This is a genomic window from Ferruginibacter paludis (genome assembly GCF_030409685.1).
GTDB classification, from domain to species: Bacteria; Bacteroidota; Bacteroidia; order Chitinophagales; family Chitinophagaceae; genus Ferruginibacter; species Ferruginibacter paludis.
Genome location: NZ_JAUFQJ010000024.1, coordinates 1 through 15,211, shown reverse-complemented (window position 1 = coordinate 15,211; position 15,211 = coordinate 1). Strand labels below are relative to the sequence as shown.

The 15,211-nt window shown below is 38.8% G+C and carries 14 protein-coding genes; 12 read left to right on the top strand and 2 right to left on the bottom strand.

What is annotated here, in order from left to right; all coding sequences use genetic code 11:
- The first annotated feature begins 2 nt into the window (after positions 1-2).
- Positions 3-422, top strand: a complete 420-nt coding sequence (locus QWZ08_RS24350; protein WP_290340226.1) for a hypothetical protein — start codon at positions 3-5, stop codon at positions 420-422.
- Here QWZ08_RS24350 and ade read toward each other — a convergent pair.
- Positions 412-2,043, bottom strand: a complete 1,632-nt coding sequence (ade, locus tag QWZ08_RS24345) for an adenine deaminase (RefSeq protein ID WP_290340225.1) — start codon at positions 2,041-2,043, stop codon at positions 412-414. The two genes, QWZ08_RS24350 and ade, sit on opposite strands and share 11 nt — an antisense overlap.
- A gap of 156 nt (positions 2,044-2,199) precedes the next feature.
- Between ade and QWZ08_RS24340 the strand changes: the two genes are divergently transcribed.
- From QWZ08_RS24340 to QWZ08_RS24300, 9 genes are all read left to right on the top strand, one after another.
- Positions 2,200-2,916 carry a LolA-like protein gene (locus QWZ08_RS24340; protein WP_290340224.1) on the top strand — a complete coding sequence of 239 codons (717 nt, stop codon included), beginning with the start codon at positions 2,200-2,202 and terminating at the stop codon, positions 2,914-2,916.
- 12 nt (positions 2,917-2,928) lie between these two features.
- Positions 2,929-3,633 carry a LolA-like protein gene (locus QWZ08_RS24335; RefSeq protein WP_290340223.1) on the top strand — a complete coding sequence of 235 codons (705 nt, stop codon included), beginning with the start codon at positions 2,929-2,931 and terminating at the stop codon, positions 3,631-3,633.
- 162 nt (positions 3,634-3,795) lie between these two features.
- The gene (gene gap / locus QWZ08_RS24330) at positions 3,796-4,806 is read left to right on the top strand and encodes a type I glyceraldehyde-3-phosphate dehydrogenase (protein WP_290340222.1); all 1,011 of its coding nucleotides are present in this window, start codon (positions 3,796-3,798) and stop codon (positions 4,804-4,806) included.
- Between the two features lie 234 nt (positions 4,807-5,040).
- Positions 5,041-6,252, top strand: a complete 1,212-nt coding sequence (locus QWZ08_RS24325; protein WP_290340221.1) for a phosphoglycerate kinase — start codon at positions 5,041-5,043, stop codon at positions 6,250-6,252.
- 124 nt (positions 6,253-6,376) lie between these two features.
- Complete coding sequence (locus tag QWZ08_RS24320) at positions 6,377-7,252, top strand: hypothetical protein (RefSeq protein ID WP_290340220.1); 876 nt, start codon at positions 6,377-6,379, stop codon at positions 7,250-7,252.
- A gap of 196 nt (positions 7,253-7,448) precedes the next feature.
- Positions 7,449-8,033, top strand: a complete 585-nt coding sequence (locus QWZ08_RS24315; RefSeq protein WP_290340219.1) for a LemA family protein — start codon at positions 7,449-7,451, stop codon at positions 8,031-8,033.
- Positions 8,034-8,044: 11 nt separating this feature from the next.
- Positions 8,045-8,635: a LemA family protein gene (locus QWZ08_RS24310; protein ID WP_290340218.1), complete on the top strand. Its 591-nt coding sequence runs from the start codon at positions 8,045-8,047 to the stop codon at positions 8,633-8,635.
- 10 nt (positions 8,636-8,645) lie between these two features.
- Entirely contained in the window at positions 8,646-9,110 is a 465-nt protein-coding gene (locus tag QWZ08_RS24305; RefSeq protein ID WP_290340217.1) for a TPM domain-containing protein, read from the top strand.
- Positions 9,111-9,180: 70 nt separating this feature from the next.
- Positions 9,181-9,984 carry a TPM domain-containing protein gene (locus tag QWZ08_RS24300; protein ID WP_290340216.1) on the top strand — a complete coding sequence of 268 codons (804 nt, stop codon included), beginning with the start codon at positions 9,181-9,183 and terminating at the stop codon, positions 9,982-9,984.
- A gap of 67 nt (positions 9,985-10,051) precedes the next feature.
- Here QWZ08_RS24300 and QWZ08_RS24295 read toward each other — a convergent pair whose 3' ends face one another.
- Complete coding sequence (locus QWZ08_RS24295; RefSeq protein WP_290340215.1) at positions 10,052-12,481, bottom strand: M1 family metallopeptidase; 2,430 nt, start codon at positions 12,479-12,481, stop codon at positions 10,052-10,054.
- Positions 12,482-12,601: 120 nt separating this feature from the next.
- Here QWZ08_RS24295 and QWZ08_RS24290 point away from each other — a divergent pair, with 120 nt between their 5' ends.
- Together QWZ08_RS24290 and truA are read left to right on the top strand one after the other, a co-directional pair.
- Positions 12,602-13,909, top strand: a complete 1,308-nt coding sequence (locus QWZ08_RS24290) for a DUF4476 domain-containing protein (protein ID WP_290340214.1) — start codon at positions 12,602-12,604, stop codon at positions 13,907-13,909.
- Between the two features lie 27 nt (positions 13,910-13,936).
- The gene (truA, locus tag QWZ08_RS24285) at positions 13,937-14,686 is read left to right on the top strand and encodes a tRNA pseudouridine(38-40) synthase TruA (RefSeq protein ID WP_290340213.1); all 750 of its coding nucleotides are present in this window, start codon (positions 13,937-13,939) and stop codon (positions 14,684-14,686) included.
- Positions 14,687-15,211 lie beyond the last annotated feature (525 nt).

The following is a 15,211-nucleotide window of genomic DNA, read 5'->3' as shown; positions in this document are numbered from 1 at the left end:
ACATGAAAACGATACCGGGGTTGTTATTGGTTGTCCTTCTTCTGATGGCATGCAGCAATGGCACTACAGAAACTGCATCAGATAAAGAGAATTACAAAAAAGCAACAGAAACTTTACAGGAAAAAGAAAAGAAAAATCCAATAACTTTTTTAAAAGTGTACAGCCACGATAAACATAACCTGCTTGGACAAACCGTTATAAAAGGAAATATTGATAACAGTGCGAAGGTATGCAGCTATAAGGATGTACAGCTGGAATTATCCTTTTTCAGCAAGACCGGTACGTTGCTTGAAAAAGACAACGAAACGATATACGATGTAATTGCGCCTGGTAAATCTGTGGATTTCAAAACAAAATATTTTGCACCCAAAGGCACGGACAGCGTGGCGATTAAAATAGTAAGCGCAAAAATTAATCAATAAAAGCAAACTGGTCGCCATCAAATAAACCAAGGTCGCTTAATTTTAAATGAGGAATTACCAGCAGCGCCATAAATGATAAGGTCATAAAAGGTGCTGCCAATGTTGAACCCAATTTTTCCTTTACCATTTTATCAATTGCTGTGTATCTGGCTGCTACAGTATAACCATCTTCGTTGCTCATTAATCCGGCCACAGGCAAACCCAATACCATATCTGGCCCATTGTCTGATACAGCGCTTATGCCCCCTTTTTCTTTAATCACCATATTTACGGCGCGGCACATACTTTCATCATCAACACCAACAGCAATAATATTATGGCTATCGTGTGCCACGCTGGAAGCAATGGCTCCCTGCTTTAAACCAAAATTCTTTACAAAAGATTTGGCAACCGGCGCATTTTTGTAACGGTTTACCACTACGATTTTTAAAATATCGTTGGCCACATTGCTCACTATTGCTCCATTTGCGACGGAGGGTTGCATGCTGAGTTTATTTGTTATCAGTTGTCCTTCCATGGCTTCAATTACAAAAATTTCTTTCGAGCCGGTATCTGCCATTGTAAAATCAGCAATCTTTTTTTCTACACAATCAAACTGGTTGATTAAGCCGGAGGTGTGTGCGGTAATTAACGATACGCCATCTGAAGCAACCAATAACCCATCAATGTAAGTTTGCTTAATTTTAAAATGACTGAGATCTTCAGCAACAATAAAATCAGCAGCATCACCTTCTCTTAATAACCCTACATTTAGTTTATAATGCAGCACCGGGTTTATGCACGCCGCCTGTAAAACATTAAAAACATCAATTCCCTTTGCAACGGCTCTTTCGCACAACAGGTTAATATGCCCTTCGTCCAAGCTATCAGGATGTTTGTCATCGCTGCAAAACATCATTCTGGAAGCATGATCTCTGAGTAGGTCAACAAGGGCTTCAAAATTTTTGGCCGCACTTCCTTCCCTGATTAAAATTTGCATACCGTACTGTAACTTATCCAATGCTTCTTCAGCGGTAAAACATTCGTGATCGGTAGTAATGCCCGCGGCAATGTAAATTTTAGCGGCTTCTCCCCTAAGGCCGGGGGCGTGCCCATCAACAGGTTTGTTGTATTTTTTTGCAGCCGCAATTTTTTTCATTACTTCTTCATCGCCATTTAATACGCCTGGGAAATTCATCATTTCGCTCAGGTATTTAACATCGTCTTTTTGAAGCAGCGACTCTACATCAGCGGAATTTAAAGCTGCACCTGCAGTTTCAAAAATAGTGGCAGGTACACAACTGGGCGCTCCAAAATTAAATTTAAAGGGCACTGTTTTTCCATTCTCAATCATAAATTCTACACCTGCCATCCCGCAAACATTGGCAATTTCGTGGGGATCACTTACCGTGGCAACAGTACCATGCACCACCGCCATACGGGCAAATTCACTGGGTACCAGCATGGAACTTTCTATGTGCACATGACTATCAACAAAGCCGGGTAAAATAAAACCGGCATCCTCCTTAGCAGCTGAAATTTTTGAAATGGCACTGATCTTTCCGTCTTCTACAGTCACTTCACCATAAAAGATGACCCTATCAAAAATATTTACCACATTGCCTTGTATTGAAAATTGCATACAAATATTTTTAGTTGAAGCCCCGACTTTTTAAGCATTAAAAGTAAGCATAACCGGTTACTTTTAATCCCTGCAAGATGAAGCCAATTTCATCGTTATTTAATACAACACCTCTCATATTTATAATATCTTTCAGCTTTGGTATAAATTAGCATCATGATGAACCTGGTTTTGTTTGGCATATTTGTTTTTTTGCTGGTGGCCATACAATTTGCCGGTGGACAAACTATTGATGAAATAATTGAAAAGCATATCCGTGCTAAAGGTGGTCTTAACAAAATGGAGGATATCAGGGAAATGTGTATGAAAGGGGAGATGACCTTTACTGGAATTGCAATTCGTTTACAAATTACTAAACAGCGGGATGAATTAAATCCTTCCGGCTTTAATATGCAATGGCAGACTGCAAATGATGAAGGCCTTACTTGGGAAAATACCTTAAAAGGTACGATGCAAATTGATAATTTAATGACTGAAATGCAAACAACTCCGGACATTTCCCAATACCTTGTAAACTATGCCGGTAAAGGCTATTCGGTTGTTTTAATTGGCAAAGAAATAGTTGGGGATAACAGCTGTTATCACGTAAAGCTGACCACCAAAGATCAGCAGGAAATACATTACTGGATAAATACTTCAGGCTTCATGCTTCAGCAATCTTGTCTTATAAAAGAGGCTGTTTCGTCTGGGGATACAGGTAATTATCTCACCTACTACAATTACAAACCAGTTGATGGAATTCAGATTGCTCATTCAATACACGTATCAAAGAAAGGAAGTAATGAAAATAGCCATTGCGAAATTCAATTTGAAAAAATATTGATCAATCAACCTTTTGAACCTTTTATTGTAAAACCACCTATACAATCATAATTAAACTAAAACATGAAAAAAATCAAACTTGGCCTTTTAACCATCGCAGCAGTTGTAAGTGCACAAACCATCCATGCCCAAACCATTGACGAAATTGTAAATAAATACGTAGATGCTTTGGGAGGTAAAGAAAAACTGTCTTCCTTGAAATCAGTAAGGATGGAGGGCGCTTTAAATGTGAGCGGTACGGACGTTGCATTGGTCATTACCAAGCTGAATATGGCCGGACAAAGAAACGATATCGTAGCAATGGGCATGAGCGGTTACCAGGTTTATACGCCTGCTGCTGGCTGGACTTATATGCCTTTTATGGGACAGTCATCCCCTGAGGCAATGAAAGACGAAGAAGTAAAAACCGGTTCCGGTATGCTCGATTTGCAGGGGGCTTTATTTAATTATAAGGAAAAGGGAAACCAGCTTGAATTGCAGGGCAAAGAAACTGTTGAAAATACAGATTGTTATAAAATAAAAGCAACGCTAAAATCCGGGCGGGTAATTACTTATTTTATTGACAGTAAAACCTATTTTATAGTTAAGTCCGTTGCTGTTCAAAACATACCGGGCGAAGAAGAAGTTGTGAATACTTATGCTAATTATAAGGTGAACGAAAACGGTTATATTTTTCCGTTTACAAATACCATAGCCAGAGGGGAAATTACTTTTTCTAAAATAGAAACCAATGTGGCAGTGGATGAGAAGATGTTTACTGCAAATTAACCGGCAGTAATGGTGCAATTGCACAATCTAACTTATTGCCGGTAAAATTTGGTTAAAATAATTTTACTATATGCCGCAAATCCTTTAAAATTCAGCATTATTTTCCTGTAATCCTTCGTACCTTTGCAACGTTTCTAAAAAATCAAAAAATCACTTTTTATTATGAGTACAGTAAAAGTTGCCATCAACGGATTCGGTCGTATCGGCCGTTTGGTGTTTCGTCAAATTTATAACATGCAGGGCATTGATGTCGTTGCTATCAATGATTTAACTAGTCCGGCAGTATTGGCGCACTTATTAAAATACGATAGTGCGCAAGGCCGCTTTAACCAGGAAGTTACCTCAACAGAAAATTCAATTATAGTAAATGGTCATGAAGTAAAGATTTACGCACAAAAAGATCCGGCGCAAATTCCATGGGGAAGTCACGGTGTTGACGTGGTAATTGAAAGCACAGGATTTTTCACAGATAAGGCAAAAGCAGAAGCACATCTTACAGCAGGCGCCAAAAGAGTAGTTATTTCTGCACCAGCTACAGGTGATTTAAAAACAGTTGTTTTTAATGTTAACCATAGCATACTTGATGGTTCTGAAACTATCATCAGCTGTGCAAGTTGCACTACCAACTGTTTAGCACCAATGGCAAAAGTGTTGAATGATAAATTCGGTATCGCAACAGCTATCATGACTACGATTCACGCTTACACCAATGACCAGAACACACTGGATGCACCACATCCAAAAGGTGATTTGCGCAGGGCAAGAGCTGCTGCTGCCAATATCGTTCCCAACAGTACTGGTGCTGCAAAAGCAATTGGCCTCGTTTTGCCTGAATTGAAAGGTAAATTAGACGGAAGTGCGCAAAGGGTACCCGTTATTACCGGTTCTTTAACTGAACTTACAAGTGTGCTGAACAAATCGGTAACTGCCGAAGAAATAAACGCAGCTATGAAAGAAGCCAGCAACGAAAGTTTTGGTTACAATGTAGATGAGATTGTAAGTTCTGACATTATCGGTACTACTTTCGGATCTTTATTTGACGCAACCCAAACAAAAGTGATCACCGTTGGCGACAAGCAATTGGTAAAAACAGTTAGTTGGTACGATAACGAAATGAGCTATGTATCTCAGCTGGTACGTACGGTTCATCATTTTGCAGGTTTAATCAAGTAATATTTTTGAGTGTTTGACAAGCAGTTGTTTTTCATGGCAACATCGTTGTGTCACTCACTTATACCGCATACCAACCTGGAACGTCTTCAATTTGCATCGGCATACATTTGCTGATGCATCAGGTAGTTCTTTGTTTATACTATTAAAGCAAGGCTTTCAAATTTATTTTGAAAGCCTTGCTTATTTTAATAACCTTTAAAATTAAGTTCTCCGCCTGTTGCGGAGACAGGCACCATGAGTACATTTTCAGATTTTAACTTCGCAGGTCACAAAGCCCTGGTACGGGTTGACTTTAACGTTCCGCTCGATGACAAGTTCAACATCACCGACGACACAAGGATGTCAGCCACGATACCAACTATAAAAAAAATACTGGCTGATGGCGGCAGCGCTATTTTGATGAGCCATTTTGGCCGCCCCAAGGACGGCCCCACAGACAAATATTCCCTGAAGCATTTGGTAAAGCACCTGCACGAATTATTAAATCCGGACGGCGGCAACATAACCAAAGTATTTTTTGCAGACGACTGCATTGGCGAGCAAGCCAGTATCACTGCTTCAACATTAAGAGCGGGTGAAGTATTGTTGCTGGAAAATCTTCGTTTTTATAAAGAGGAAGAAAAAGGCGATAAAGACTTCGCAGAAAAATTAAGCAAGCTGGGCGATGTATATGTCAACGACGCATTTGGCACAGCACACAGAGCACATGCCTCTACAGCTGTAATTGCACAGTTCTTTGCGGCAGATAAAAAAATGTTTGGCTTACTGATGGAAAGCGAAGTGAAGAGTGCGGAAAAAGTATTGCATGAAGCAGAAAAGCCATTTACTGCAATCATAGGCGGAGCAAAGGTTTCAGATAAAATTTTAATTATCGAAAACTTGTTGCAAAGGGCTACTGACATTATTATTGGTGGTGGCATGGCCTACACATTTTTAAAAGCAAGGGGTGGAAAAATTGGAGGTTCTTTATGTGAAGATGATCGTTTACAAACCGCACTTGACATTTTGGAAAAAGCAAAACAAAAAAATGTGAGCATACATCTTCCAGAAGATTCTATCATTGCTGATAAGTTTGCAGCTGATGCCAACACAAAAAATTGCCCGAGTGACCAGATACCCGATGGCTGGATGGGATTGGATATCGGTCTGAAAGCAATTGGCATTTTTAGTGAAGTTATCCGCAATTCAAAAACCATTTTATGGAACGGCCCCATGGGCGTTTTTGAAATGGAAAAATTCCAGGGTGGAACAAAAGCCATTGCTTTATCTGTAGCCGATGCAACCTCAAAAGGTGCGTTTAGCCTGGTAGGCGGCGGCGACAGTGTTTCAGCAGTGAACCAGTTTCACCTTGCAGATAAAGTAAGTTATGTAAGTACCGGTGGTGGCGCCATGCTGGAATACTTTGAAGGAAAAGTACTACCGGGAATTGCGGCTATAAAAGAGTAATTAAACAATGTTTGAATAAGGGTATCGTTAACCAGTAACAAGTAGTTAACGATACCCTTCTTTTTTTCACGGTATTTTTACCTGTAATAAAGTACAATATCATACTATGAAAAATCTGACTGCTATGCTGATTTTATTCAGCACTCTCCAAAGCCTTGCCCAGGAAAAATCTAAATCGGTTTTTATTCAGACTGGTGTATCCACAAGCACTACTGCGAACTATTCAATTAATGGAACTGATACTGCATTACAAAGTGCATTCACCCTGGCTCCTTTTGTTCGCATAATGCATAAGAGCGGACTCGGGTTAGATTATGCACTTAATACATTATCATCGGGAGGTAAGCAAGTTGTTTATATGAATACGGCCACTGCTTTTTATGAGTCCTACGATAGGCCTGTGAATCTTAATTTTAGTTATACTCACTTCTTCTTTTCCAATAATACACATATACCTTACACCCCAATTAGTAATGAGCTGTATGCTTATGTATCGTATAAAAAAGCATGGCTGGCACCTGTGTTTATTGCAAATGCTGGTTTTGGACAGGATGAAAATAATATCACCCAGGCGGTTTTTAATTTAGCGGCCGGAGTCACCCATAATTTTAATTTTGTTTCCAACTCAAATAATGAAAATGATATTGCACCATCCATAATTTTAAACGGCGGTAATAATGGGTATTATTCTTTTCTGCAATCAGTCCATTACATTACTCAAAACACAGGAAGTAAAGGTTTTTTAAAATCCGTGTCCAAAGGTCATGCCCATGTAAGGGGTAGAGGAAGCAATGGTTCAGGAACCACCACAACTGCAAGTGCTCAGTCTTCAACCAGTCAATTTACATTAAGTAATATTGAATTAAACCTTTACTCAAGCTTTCATTTCGGTAGCTTTGAATTGGTTCCCGATGGAAGTATTTTCATTCCCGTGGTAGCCAACAGTGCTATTGCCGCATATTGGCAGTTAAAGCTTGCCTATACTTTTCCCAAAAAATAATTTTCCAATTAATTTAAGGCTGCGCTTAATTACAAAACTATTTATCAAATATTAAAAAGCTTTGTACGTCTTAGTAACTAAAGAGAGAAAGAATATTTTTCTCTGTATAACTTTACTATTTTTGAGCTTATTATCTAAAAAAATGATAACTAAAAGATTGTTATATTTAAATACTCAAAATTAAAAATTAAGCAAAATGAAACGTCCCGGATTAATAATAGTATTGGCTATTGTAGTTATAGTTGGTTTTTTAGGCTGCAATGGCTATAATGGTTTGGTTAAACAAGATGAATCTGTAAAGAAGGCCTGGAACAACGTGCAGACTGAATATCAGCAAAGGAGCGATCTCGTTCCTAACTTGGTAAATACAGTAAAGGGCGCTGCAAATTTCGAACAAAAAACCCTTACAGATGTGGTTGAGGCAAGAGCTAAGGCTACCAGTGTAAACATCAATGCAGACAACCTAACCCCGGAAAAAGTTGCCGAGTTTCAGGCTGCACAGGGTCAGTTAACAGGCGCACTTAGCAGGCTGCTGGCTACAGTAGAAGCGTATCCAACATTAAAGGCTACGGAAAATTTTACCAAATTACAAGGTGAACTGGAAGGCATTGAAAACGGAATTAAAAATGCCCGGAAAAATTTTAATGAAGAAATTAATGTATACAATACAAAGGTTCGTTCTTTCCCGATGAACATTTTGGGAGGCTTATTTGGCTTTAAGCAAAAAGAAGGCTTTAAAGCAGATGCGGGAGCAGAAAAGGCACCCGAAGTTAAATTTTAAGCTATCATTGCATGAACAATAAGCGGTCTTCTGGTTATATCATCGGTGGAATAGTCATTCTTCTGGGCATCTTTTTAATAGTCACCTATAATGGGTTGGTAAAAAAAGAGGAGCAGGTAAAATTGCAATGGAATGAAGTGCAGAATGCCTACCAGCGGAGGATTGATCTTATTCCAAATGTAGTTAATGTGGTAAAGGGTCAGGCAAACTTTGAACAAACTACACTGCAGCAATTAACTGAAGCCAGGGCTAAAGCAACTGCTGTCACTGTTTCTTCCAGTGAGGTAAATGCAGATAAATTTAAAGAGCAGATGGCGGCGCAGGATGGTTTGGCTGCTGCTACCAACCGGCTATTAATTACCGTAGAAAAATATCCCGAATTGCAGGGTGCCGCTGCTTTTAAAGGTTTGCAAACACAACTTGAAGGAACAGAAAGAAGAATAAAAGTGGCCCGCAAGGATTTTAACGATGCCATCCAGGATTATAACAGTTCTGTACGAAGCTTCCCGACAAAACTGGTTGCTGGTGTTCTCGGCTTTGAAGCAAGGGAAGGCTTTCAGTCTGATGCCGGAGCGGAGAGAGCAGTAGAAATAAAATTTTAATTTATTTATCGTGGGTATATTTTCAATTTTCAGCAAGCCGAAAGGTTTTTTTTCTGTGCGGGATAATGAGCAGATCGTGCAGGCTATACGCATTGCAGAAAAGGAAACCAGTGGCGAGGTTCGGGTATATGTAGAAAGCCGCAACCCTTTTGTAAATGTCATGGACCGGGCTTCTGAAATTTTCTTTCAATTAAAAATGGATAAGACGGATGACCGTAACGCGGTGCTATTGTACATTGCCATAAAAGATAAGGAACTGGCTTTATTTGCGGATGAGGGTATATATAAAATGGTAGGCGCCGAATATTGGGATAAAGAGGTTAAAAATATGATTGCACAGTTTTCCAAAGAAAATATAAGCAATGGAATTGAGCAATGTGTACTGCACATCGGGCAAACACTGAAAGAAAAGTTTCCTTATAATAATGCTGCTGATAAGAATGAATTGCCGGATGAGATTGTATTTGGCAAATAAATGTGCTATTCTTTCCAAATAAAATAATTAAAAAACTTATAAAAATATTTTCCTTTACCGGATCAGGAGCATGAAAAAAATTACCTCCATATTATTTTTTGTATTTGTTGCAATATTGGCGGTGGCCCAAACCGGTTCAAATTTTTCCATTGATAAGGTAATCAGTACACCACCTAATCCGCCCAAGCTCGTAAACGATTATGCCAATATATTAACGGCCGATCAAAAAGAAGCGTTGGAAAGCAAATTGTACCATTTTGATGATACAACATCTAACCAGGTAACAGTTGTAATAGTGCCCACTGTTGAAGGAAAAGATATAGCAGATGTTGCCATTGAACTTGGAAGAAAATGGGGCGTGGGAAATAAAAAAAGTAACAACGGTGTAATATTATTGGTTTCTATCGGGGATAGAAAACTAAATATTTCACCGGGTTATGGGCTCGAAAAGTCATTGCCAGACTTAACCTGTCAGCAAATAATTGAACAAATAATTGTACCTGAATTTAAGGGCAACGATTATTATGCGGGTATTAACCAGGGCACGGATGCTATCATTGAAGCAACCAAAGGCGAATTTAAAGCACCGAAAGATTATAACAAGCGTGGTCAATCATCTGGAATTGGTAAAATCATTTTTATTGTTATCATAATCATTGTATTTCTTGCAATCAGTTCCGGTGGTCGCGGTGGCGGCGGGTCTTACATGAGCAGGGGGGGCGTAATGCCTTTCATTATCGGTGACCTGCTCAGTGGTGGAGGCAGAGGTGGCGGTGGTTTTGGCGGAGGTGGAGGCGGAGGCTCAGGTGGCGGTGGTTTTGGTGGCTTCGGTGGTGGAAGTTTTGGCGGCGGCGGATCAAGCGGTAGCTGGTAATTTCAAAATAGGCTTTATAAAAAATCCCAACTTTTTACGGTTGGGATTTTTATATTTTAACCAATGCTTATTGACTCAGACTTTCTTTAATGTATGTGTCAATTTCTTTTCCCTTAGCCTTTCCCAGCGCATCGAAGGCTTGCTTAAATGCAGGATCGCTCATATTCCTGTATTGTGCAGGAATGCTTTTTCTAACCGCCATAACTGCATCAATACTCTTTTTAATTTTGCTGATGTCAGTTACTCTGGCAAGATATTTTACTATGCCAAATGCCATTCCTACTTTTTCCTGGCCAAAAGAAGTTTGATTGAATAAGTTGCTTATCACATCATAATCGGCTTCATTCCCTTGTGTTATCAAACCGCTTAATACAGCTTCACCCAATGCTCCTTTTGCATCTGCAGCATATTTTTTGGCTAAACTATACCCGTTCGCCGGATCCAAAACTGTAAGTCCGGAGAGTGCTGCACCAGCAACACTATAGGATGAATCATCTGCATTTTTCAAAAATAAAGTTTGATACTTGCTGTACCCGGTGGCACCTAAAAATGTCAATGCAGCCGCTTTTGTTTTTTTATCGTTTTCACTGGCAGCGATTTCTTCAACGCGTTTAATGATCGATTCATCGGTAGCAAATTTAGATTCCATTAAACTTTCAATCGTCTGCTTTCTTAGTCTGGCAAAAGGATCATTTAATCCTATAGCAAGTTCTTTCAATCCTTTAGCCGCAAAATAATCGAGTGCTTCTTTTCTGTCCAGGTAATTGGGTGCGTGGGTAAACTGGTAAACAAAATTTTCGGTTGTTTTATTATCTGTTTTTTCGCACAGTGTTGCCTTCGCAGCGTCTACATTAACTAAATCAGGATGTTGACTGTAACTAAATGTAAAAGTGTCTGTACTATTTTGGAGCCATACTGTATGTTTACTTTTATTTGAGCCGTTATAAATATCAATGTTGATGGGTAAACGAAATATTTTGTCTGCCTGAGTCTGCAGAATGATTACCTGTAAATTTCCATGTGCATCATCATAAACGTAATCTATTTTTAATTTGGGATGTCCGCTACCATAGTACCATTGATTCCAGAACCAGTTTAAATCTTCACCGGTAACATCCTCAAAAGCCAGCCTTAACTGGTCAGCTTCGCCTGTTTTAAATTTATTGGTAGTTAAGTAATTATTCAATGATTTAAAGAAGGCATCATCTCCTACATAATTGCGCAGCATGTGCAGGATGCGTCCGCCTTTGTTATAGCTCACCGCATCAAACATATCTTCTTTGTCTGCATAGTAAAAGCGAACCAGTTGTTTTTGCTCACTGCCGCTTTGCAGATAGCCCTGCATATCTTCAAAATTATGTGCATCGGCAAAGTCTTTACCATATTCATGTTCGGTCCAAAGGTATTCGCTGTAGTTGGCAAAACTCTCATTGACTGTAAGGTTGCTCCAGCTCTCTGCCGTTACCAAATCACCAAACCAGTGATGGAACAATTCATGCGCAATGGTTTCTTCCCAGGCGTTGCCGTCGGTTAACTGCCGTGCGTTTTGATAAGCACTTTCCTGGTGTAGCGTAGCGGTGGTATTTTCCATGGCGCCGCTAACATAATCCCGACCTACAATCTGGCTGTATTTCGGCCATTGATAGGGTACACCCAATATTTTTTCATAAAAGCCAATCATGTCAGGTGTATGTCCAAATATTTTTTTTGCTACCGGTTCATATTTTTTTTCTACATAATAATTCACTTCCATTTTTTTGTACTGGTCTTTTACTATGGCAAAATCGCCCACCCCCATAAAAAATAAATAGGGGGCATGCGGCAAATCCATTTTCCAGTAGTCTGTTCTTGTACCATCCGCATTTTTTTGCTGATTGATGAGCAGACCATTACTGAGTGTTACATATTTAGCCGGCACGGTCATGTATATTTCTTCCGTGCTTTTTTGATTTGGCTTATCAATGGTAGGCATCCAAACGCTGTTGGCTTCTGTTTCGCCCTGCGTCCATATCTGTGTTGGTTTGTCTTTATCTGCTCCTGTGGGATTTATAAAATACAAACCCTTGGCATCTGTGATAGCTGCGCTTCCGGTCGCCTTCAAATCGTTGGGTTTGGATACATAGCTGACGTAAATGGTATACTTTTCTTTTGCTGAATAGACTTTATCCAGTTTGACAAATAACTGTGCATTGTCATAGCTGTATTTTAATGCAGTTGTAACATTTCCTTTAGCAATTGCTACTTCTTTAATATCCATTCCTTTTGCGTCCAGGGTCAATGTATCGGTAGCGTAAAAATGAGGTTGCAGCGTTAGCCAAGCTTTTCCGTACATCCATGCTTTGGAAAAATCAAACTTTACCTGCAGTTTGGTATGAACCAGTTCACTGGTTTTGGGATAGGCCTGCCGGTATATATCAGCGGAAGCTGCTTCCTTTTCCTGGGCTTGGGGCGTATAAACACTTAAAAATAAAACAATAAAAATCAACAAATGCTTCATAACATAATTTTTGTAAGTTGTAAAAATAGCTTTCATGTTGTTAACTCAAATTGAATTTTTACAAATTGGCAAATGGTGAAAATAATAATAAGTAGTTTTGTAGGTAAAGCATAACAAAGCATGAAGTATATACAAAGGTTTCTTTTTATTATCTGCCTGGTAATTTCCTTTAAAGTACAAGCACAGCAAAATCACTTTATTTATATCCAGGCAGATGCTAAACAACCTTTTTATGTAAAGCTTGATAAAAAAATTTACAGCTCATCGGCTTCAGGTTATCTAATACTTTCTAAATTGAAGGCAGGCGGTTATGATTTAGTGATTGGTTTTCCGCAAAACGAATGGCCTGAACAATCAATACAGTGTAAAGTTGATGACAATGACCAGGGGTATTTACTAAAGAATTTTGGTGATAAAGGCTGGGGATTTTTTGATCTTCAATCATTAAATGTATGGATGGCTTCGAATACAAAAGCCGTTAAAAAGGCCGATACACTTACGGAAGTGAAAACAGACGCATTCTCCAATATGTTGTCCGAAGTTGTAAATGACCCCACAATCAGGCAAAGGGAACCGGTAAAAGAAGAAGTTAAAAAAATATTGCCTGATCAGCCGAAAGTGGCTCCGGTAGCTATTGCTGAGCCTGTAAAAGACAAAATAACAGAGGTTGTAAAACCTGCTCCGTTAGAGGGTAATAATGTGGAAATCAGTCCAATTGAAAAACCGGTGGAAAGCAAAAATATTATTATTAAAAAACTGAGCAGCAGAACAAGCCTGGGTTCGGAGGGAATATATCTTGATATAGCAGATGGAAGAACAGATACTATCAGTGTTTTTATTGCTGAAGACAAAATTGTGCCTGATTCATCCTTTGCAAAAACTATTGCAGAGACAAAACCGGTTGAACCAGAAAAAAAGGACTTATTAAAAACGGAGTTTAAGAAAGAAGTGGTTCCTCTCATGGAAGAAAAGAAAGAGCTAAAAAAAGAAGCGGTAACTTCCGTGGAAGAGAAAGACAAGGAAAATAAATTTATTGAAGTGACTATACCTGATCGGGGCAGGCCAGCAAAGGAACGCAAACCTGATTCTGTTGTTCAGCAAAATACATCTAATAAGGTAGCCATCATTAATTCCGATTGTAAAGAATTTGCCTCTGATGAAGATTTTTTAAAGCTGCGAAAAAAAATGGCTGCTGCTCATAATGAGGAAATGATGATTATCTCAGCGAAAAAAGCATTTAAATCCAAATGCTTTACTACTGAGCAGGTAAAGAACTTAAGCACTTTATTTTTAAAAGATGAACACCGGTATAGTTTTTTTGATGCAGCTTATCCCTTTGTATCAGATTCTCAAAATTTTACAACGCTCGAAAGTCAGTTAACTGACGGATATTATATAAATCGCTTTAAAGTGATGATCCGGCATTGATGATTGCTTTCACAACAAATCCCACTGATGTTACGCTATTTTATAGAGGTTGCCTATAAGGGCACACGCTACTCCGGCTTTCAGATACAGCAGAATGCCAATTCTGTTCAGGCTGAGATTGGAAAAGCAATCAAAATTTTTTTCAGAGAAGAAATAAGTTTAACCTGCTCTTCCCGTACAGATGCGGGCGTGCATGCATTGAGCAACTATTTTCACTTTGATGCTGCGGGATTACCTGAACAAACGGCATTGAACGAAATTATCTATAACCTGAACTCAATTTTGCCGGATGATATTGTAGTAAAAAGAATAGTTGAAGTTTCGCCCACGGCACACAGCCGCTTTGATGCAGTCAGCAGGGAATACCAGTATAATGTATATCAGACCAAAGATCCGTTTGTAGCTGACCGGGCATATTATTATCCCTATAAATTGGAAATTGATAAATTGCAGGAGGCAGCCGGCGTAATAAACGATTATACAGATTTCACTTCTTTCTCAAAAAGAAATACCCAGGTAAAAACCTTTAATTGCAAAATCATTAAAAGTGGGTGGAGCATTACTAACAACCTGGCTGTATACAATGTAGAAGCTAACCGCTTTTTAAGAGGTATGGTTCGGGGATTGGTAGGTACCATGTTAAAAGCGGGCACTGGAAAAATTTCGATTGATGAATTTCGAGGTATTATAGAAAGCAAAGATTGTACAAAGGCAGATTTTTCGGTGCCGCCCCAGGGACTTTTTCTTTTAGCGGTGCGTTATAAATTCCAAATTTGATATTGCTTTTCCTGCCCCTTATGTTGAATTAGTGTCTTTCGTGGTAGAGCATTTCAATGACTATTTATTCTCCGGTTATGTGTAATTAATGACTTTTAATAATACCGGCTAAATATCCCCGGCGATGTCCAAAATAGATAGGCCTGTTAAACTCAATAGAATAAAGCCTTTCACGCCCGCAGGCTTATTTTTTACTTTTATTTTCTTAAAAAAGTTTGATAGTAATCCATTACCTGTTATCTTTGCCGTCCGCAAATAAAAAAGGCGAAAAGTTCTTTTCAAAATGGTCATTTTAACAGCAGTTTTTTTGAGAAATTTAATTTCAAATAATTGCAAATAAAGTTGGCTCATAATGCAAAAGCTTATACCTTTGCAATCCGAATAAAAATCGGAACAGTTCATTAAAATATAACTCTTAATTAATTCAGAATCAATCGTTTAAAACGAAAGTTTTTCTTGCAAAATTTAAAATTAAATTAGGTAAAATAAATAAAGTGATTTACTTTTGCAACCCGCTTGAAAAAG

Coding starts and splice junctions, on each gene's coding strand:
- QWZ08_RS24350 (WP_290340226.1), top strand. CDS start 3: ATGAAAACGATACCGGGGTTGTTATTGGTTGTCCTTCTTCTGATGGCA.
- ade (WP_290340225.1), bottom strand. CDS start 2,043: ATGCAATTTTCAATACAAGGCAATGTGGTAAATATTTTTGATAGGGTC.
- QWZ08_RS24340 (WP_290340224.1), top strand. CDS start 2,200: ATGATGAACCTGGTTTTGTTTGGCATATTTGTTTTTTTGCTGGTGGCC.
- QWZ08_RS24335 (WP_290340223.1), top strand. CDS start 2,929: ATGAAAAAAATCAAACTTGGCCTTTTAACCATCGCAGCAGTTGTAAGT.
- gap (WP_290340222.1), top strand. CDS start 3,796: ATGAGTACAGTAAAAGTTGCCATCAACGGATTCGGTCGTATCGGCCGT.
- QWZ08_RS24325 (WP_290340221.1), top strand. CDS start 5,041: ATGAGTACATTTTCAGATTTTAACTTCGCAGGTCACAAAGCCCTGGTA.
- QWZ08_RS24320 (WP_290340220.1), top strand. CDS start 6,377: ATGCTGATTTTATTCAGCACTCTCCAAAGCCTTGCCCAGGAAAAATCT.
- QWZ08_RS24315 (WP_290340219.1), top strand. CDS start 7,449: ATGAAACGTCCCGGATTAATAATAGTATTGGCTATTGTAGTTATAGTT.
- QWZ08_RS24310 (WP_290340218.1), top strand. CDS start 8,045: ATGAACAATAAGCGGTCTTCTGGTTATATCATCGGTGGAATAGTCATT.
- QWZ08_RS24300 (WP_290340216.1), top strand. CDS start 9,181: ATGAAAAAAATTACCTCCATATTATTTTTTGTATTTGTTGCAATATTG.
- QWZ08_RS24295 (WP_290340215.1), bottom strand. CDS start 12,481: ATGAAGCATTTGTTGATTTTTATTGTTTTATTTTTAAGTGTTTATACG.
- QWZ08_RS24290 (WP_290340214.1), top strand. CDS start 12,602: ATGAAGTATATACAAAGGTTTCTTTTTATTATCTGCCTGGTAATTTCC.
- truA (WP_290340213.1), top strand. CDS start 13,937: ATGTTACGCTATTTTATAGAGGTTGCCTATAAGGGCACACGCTACTCC.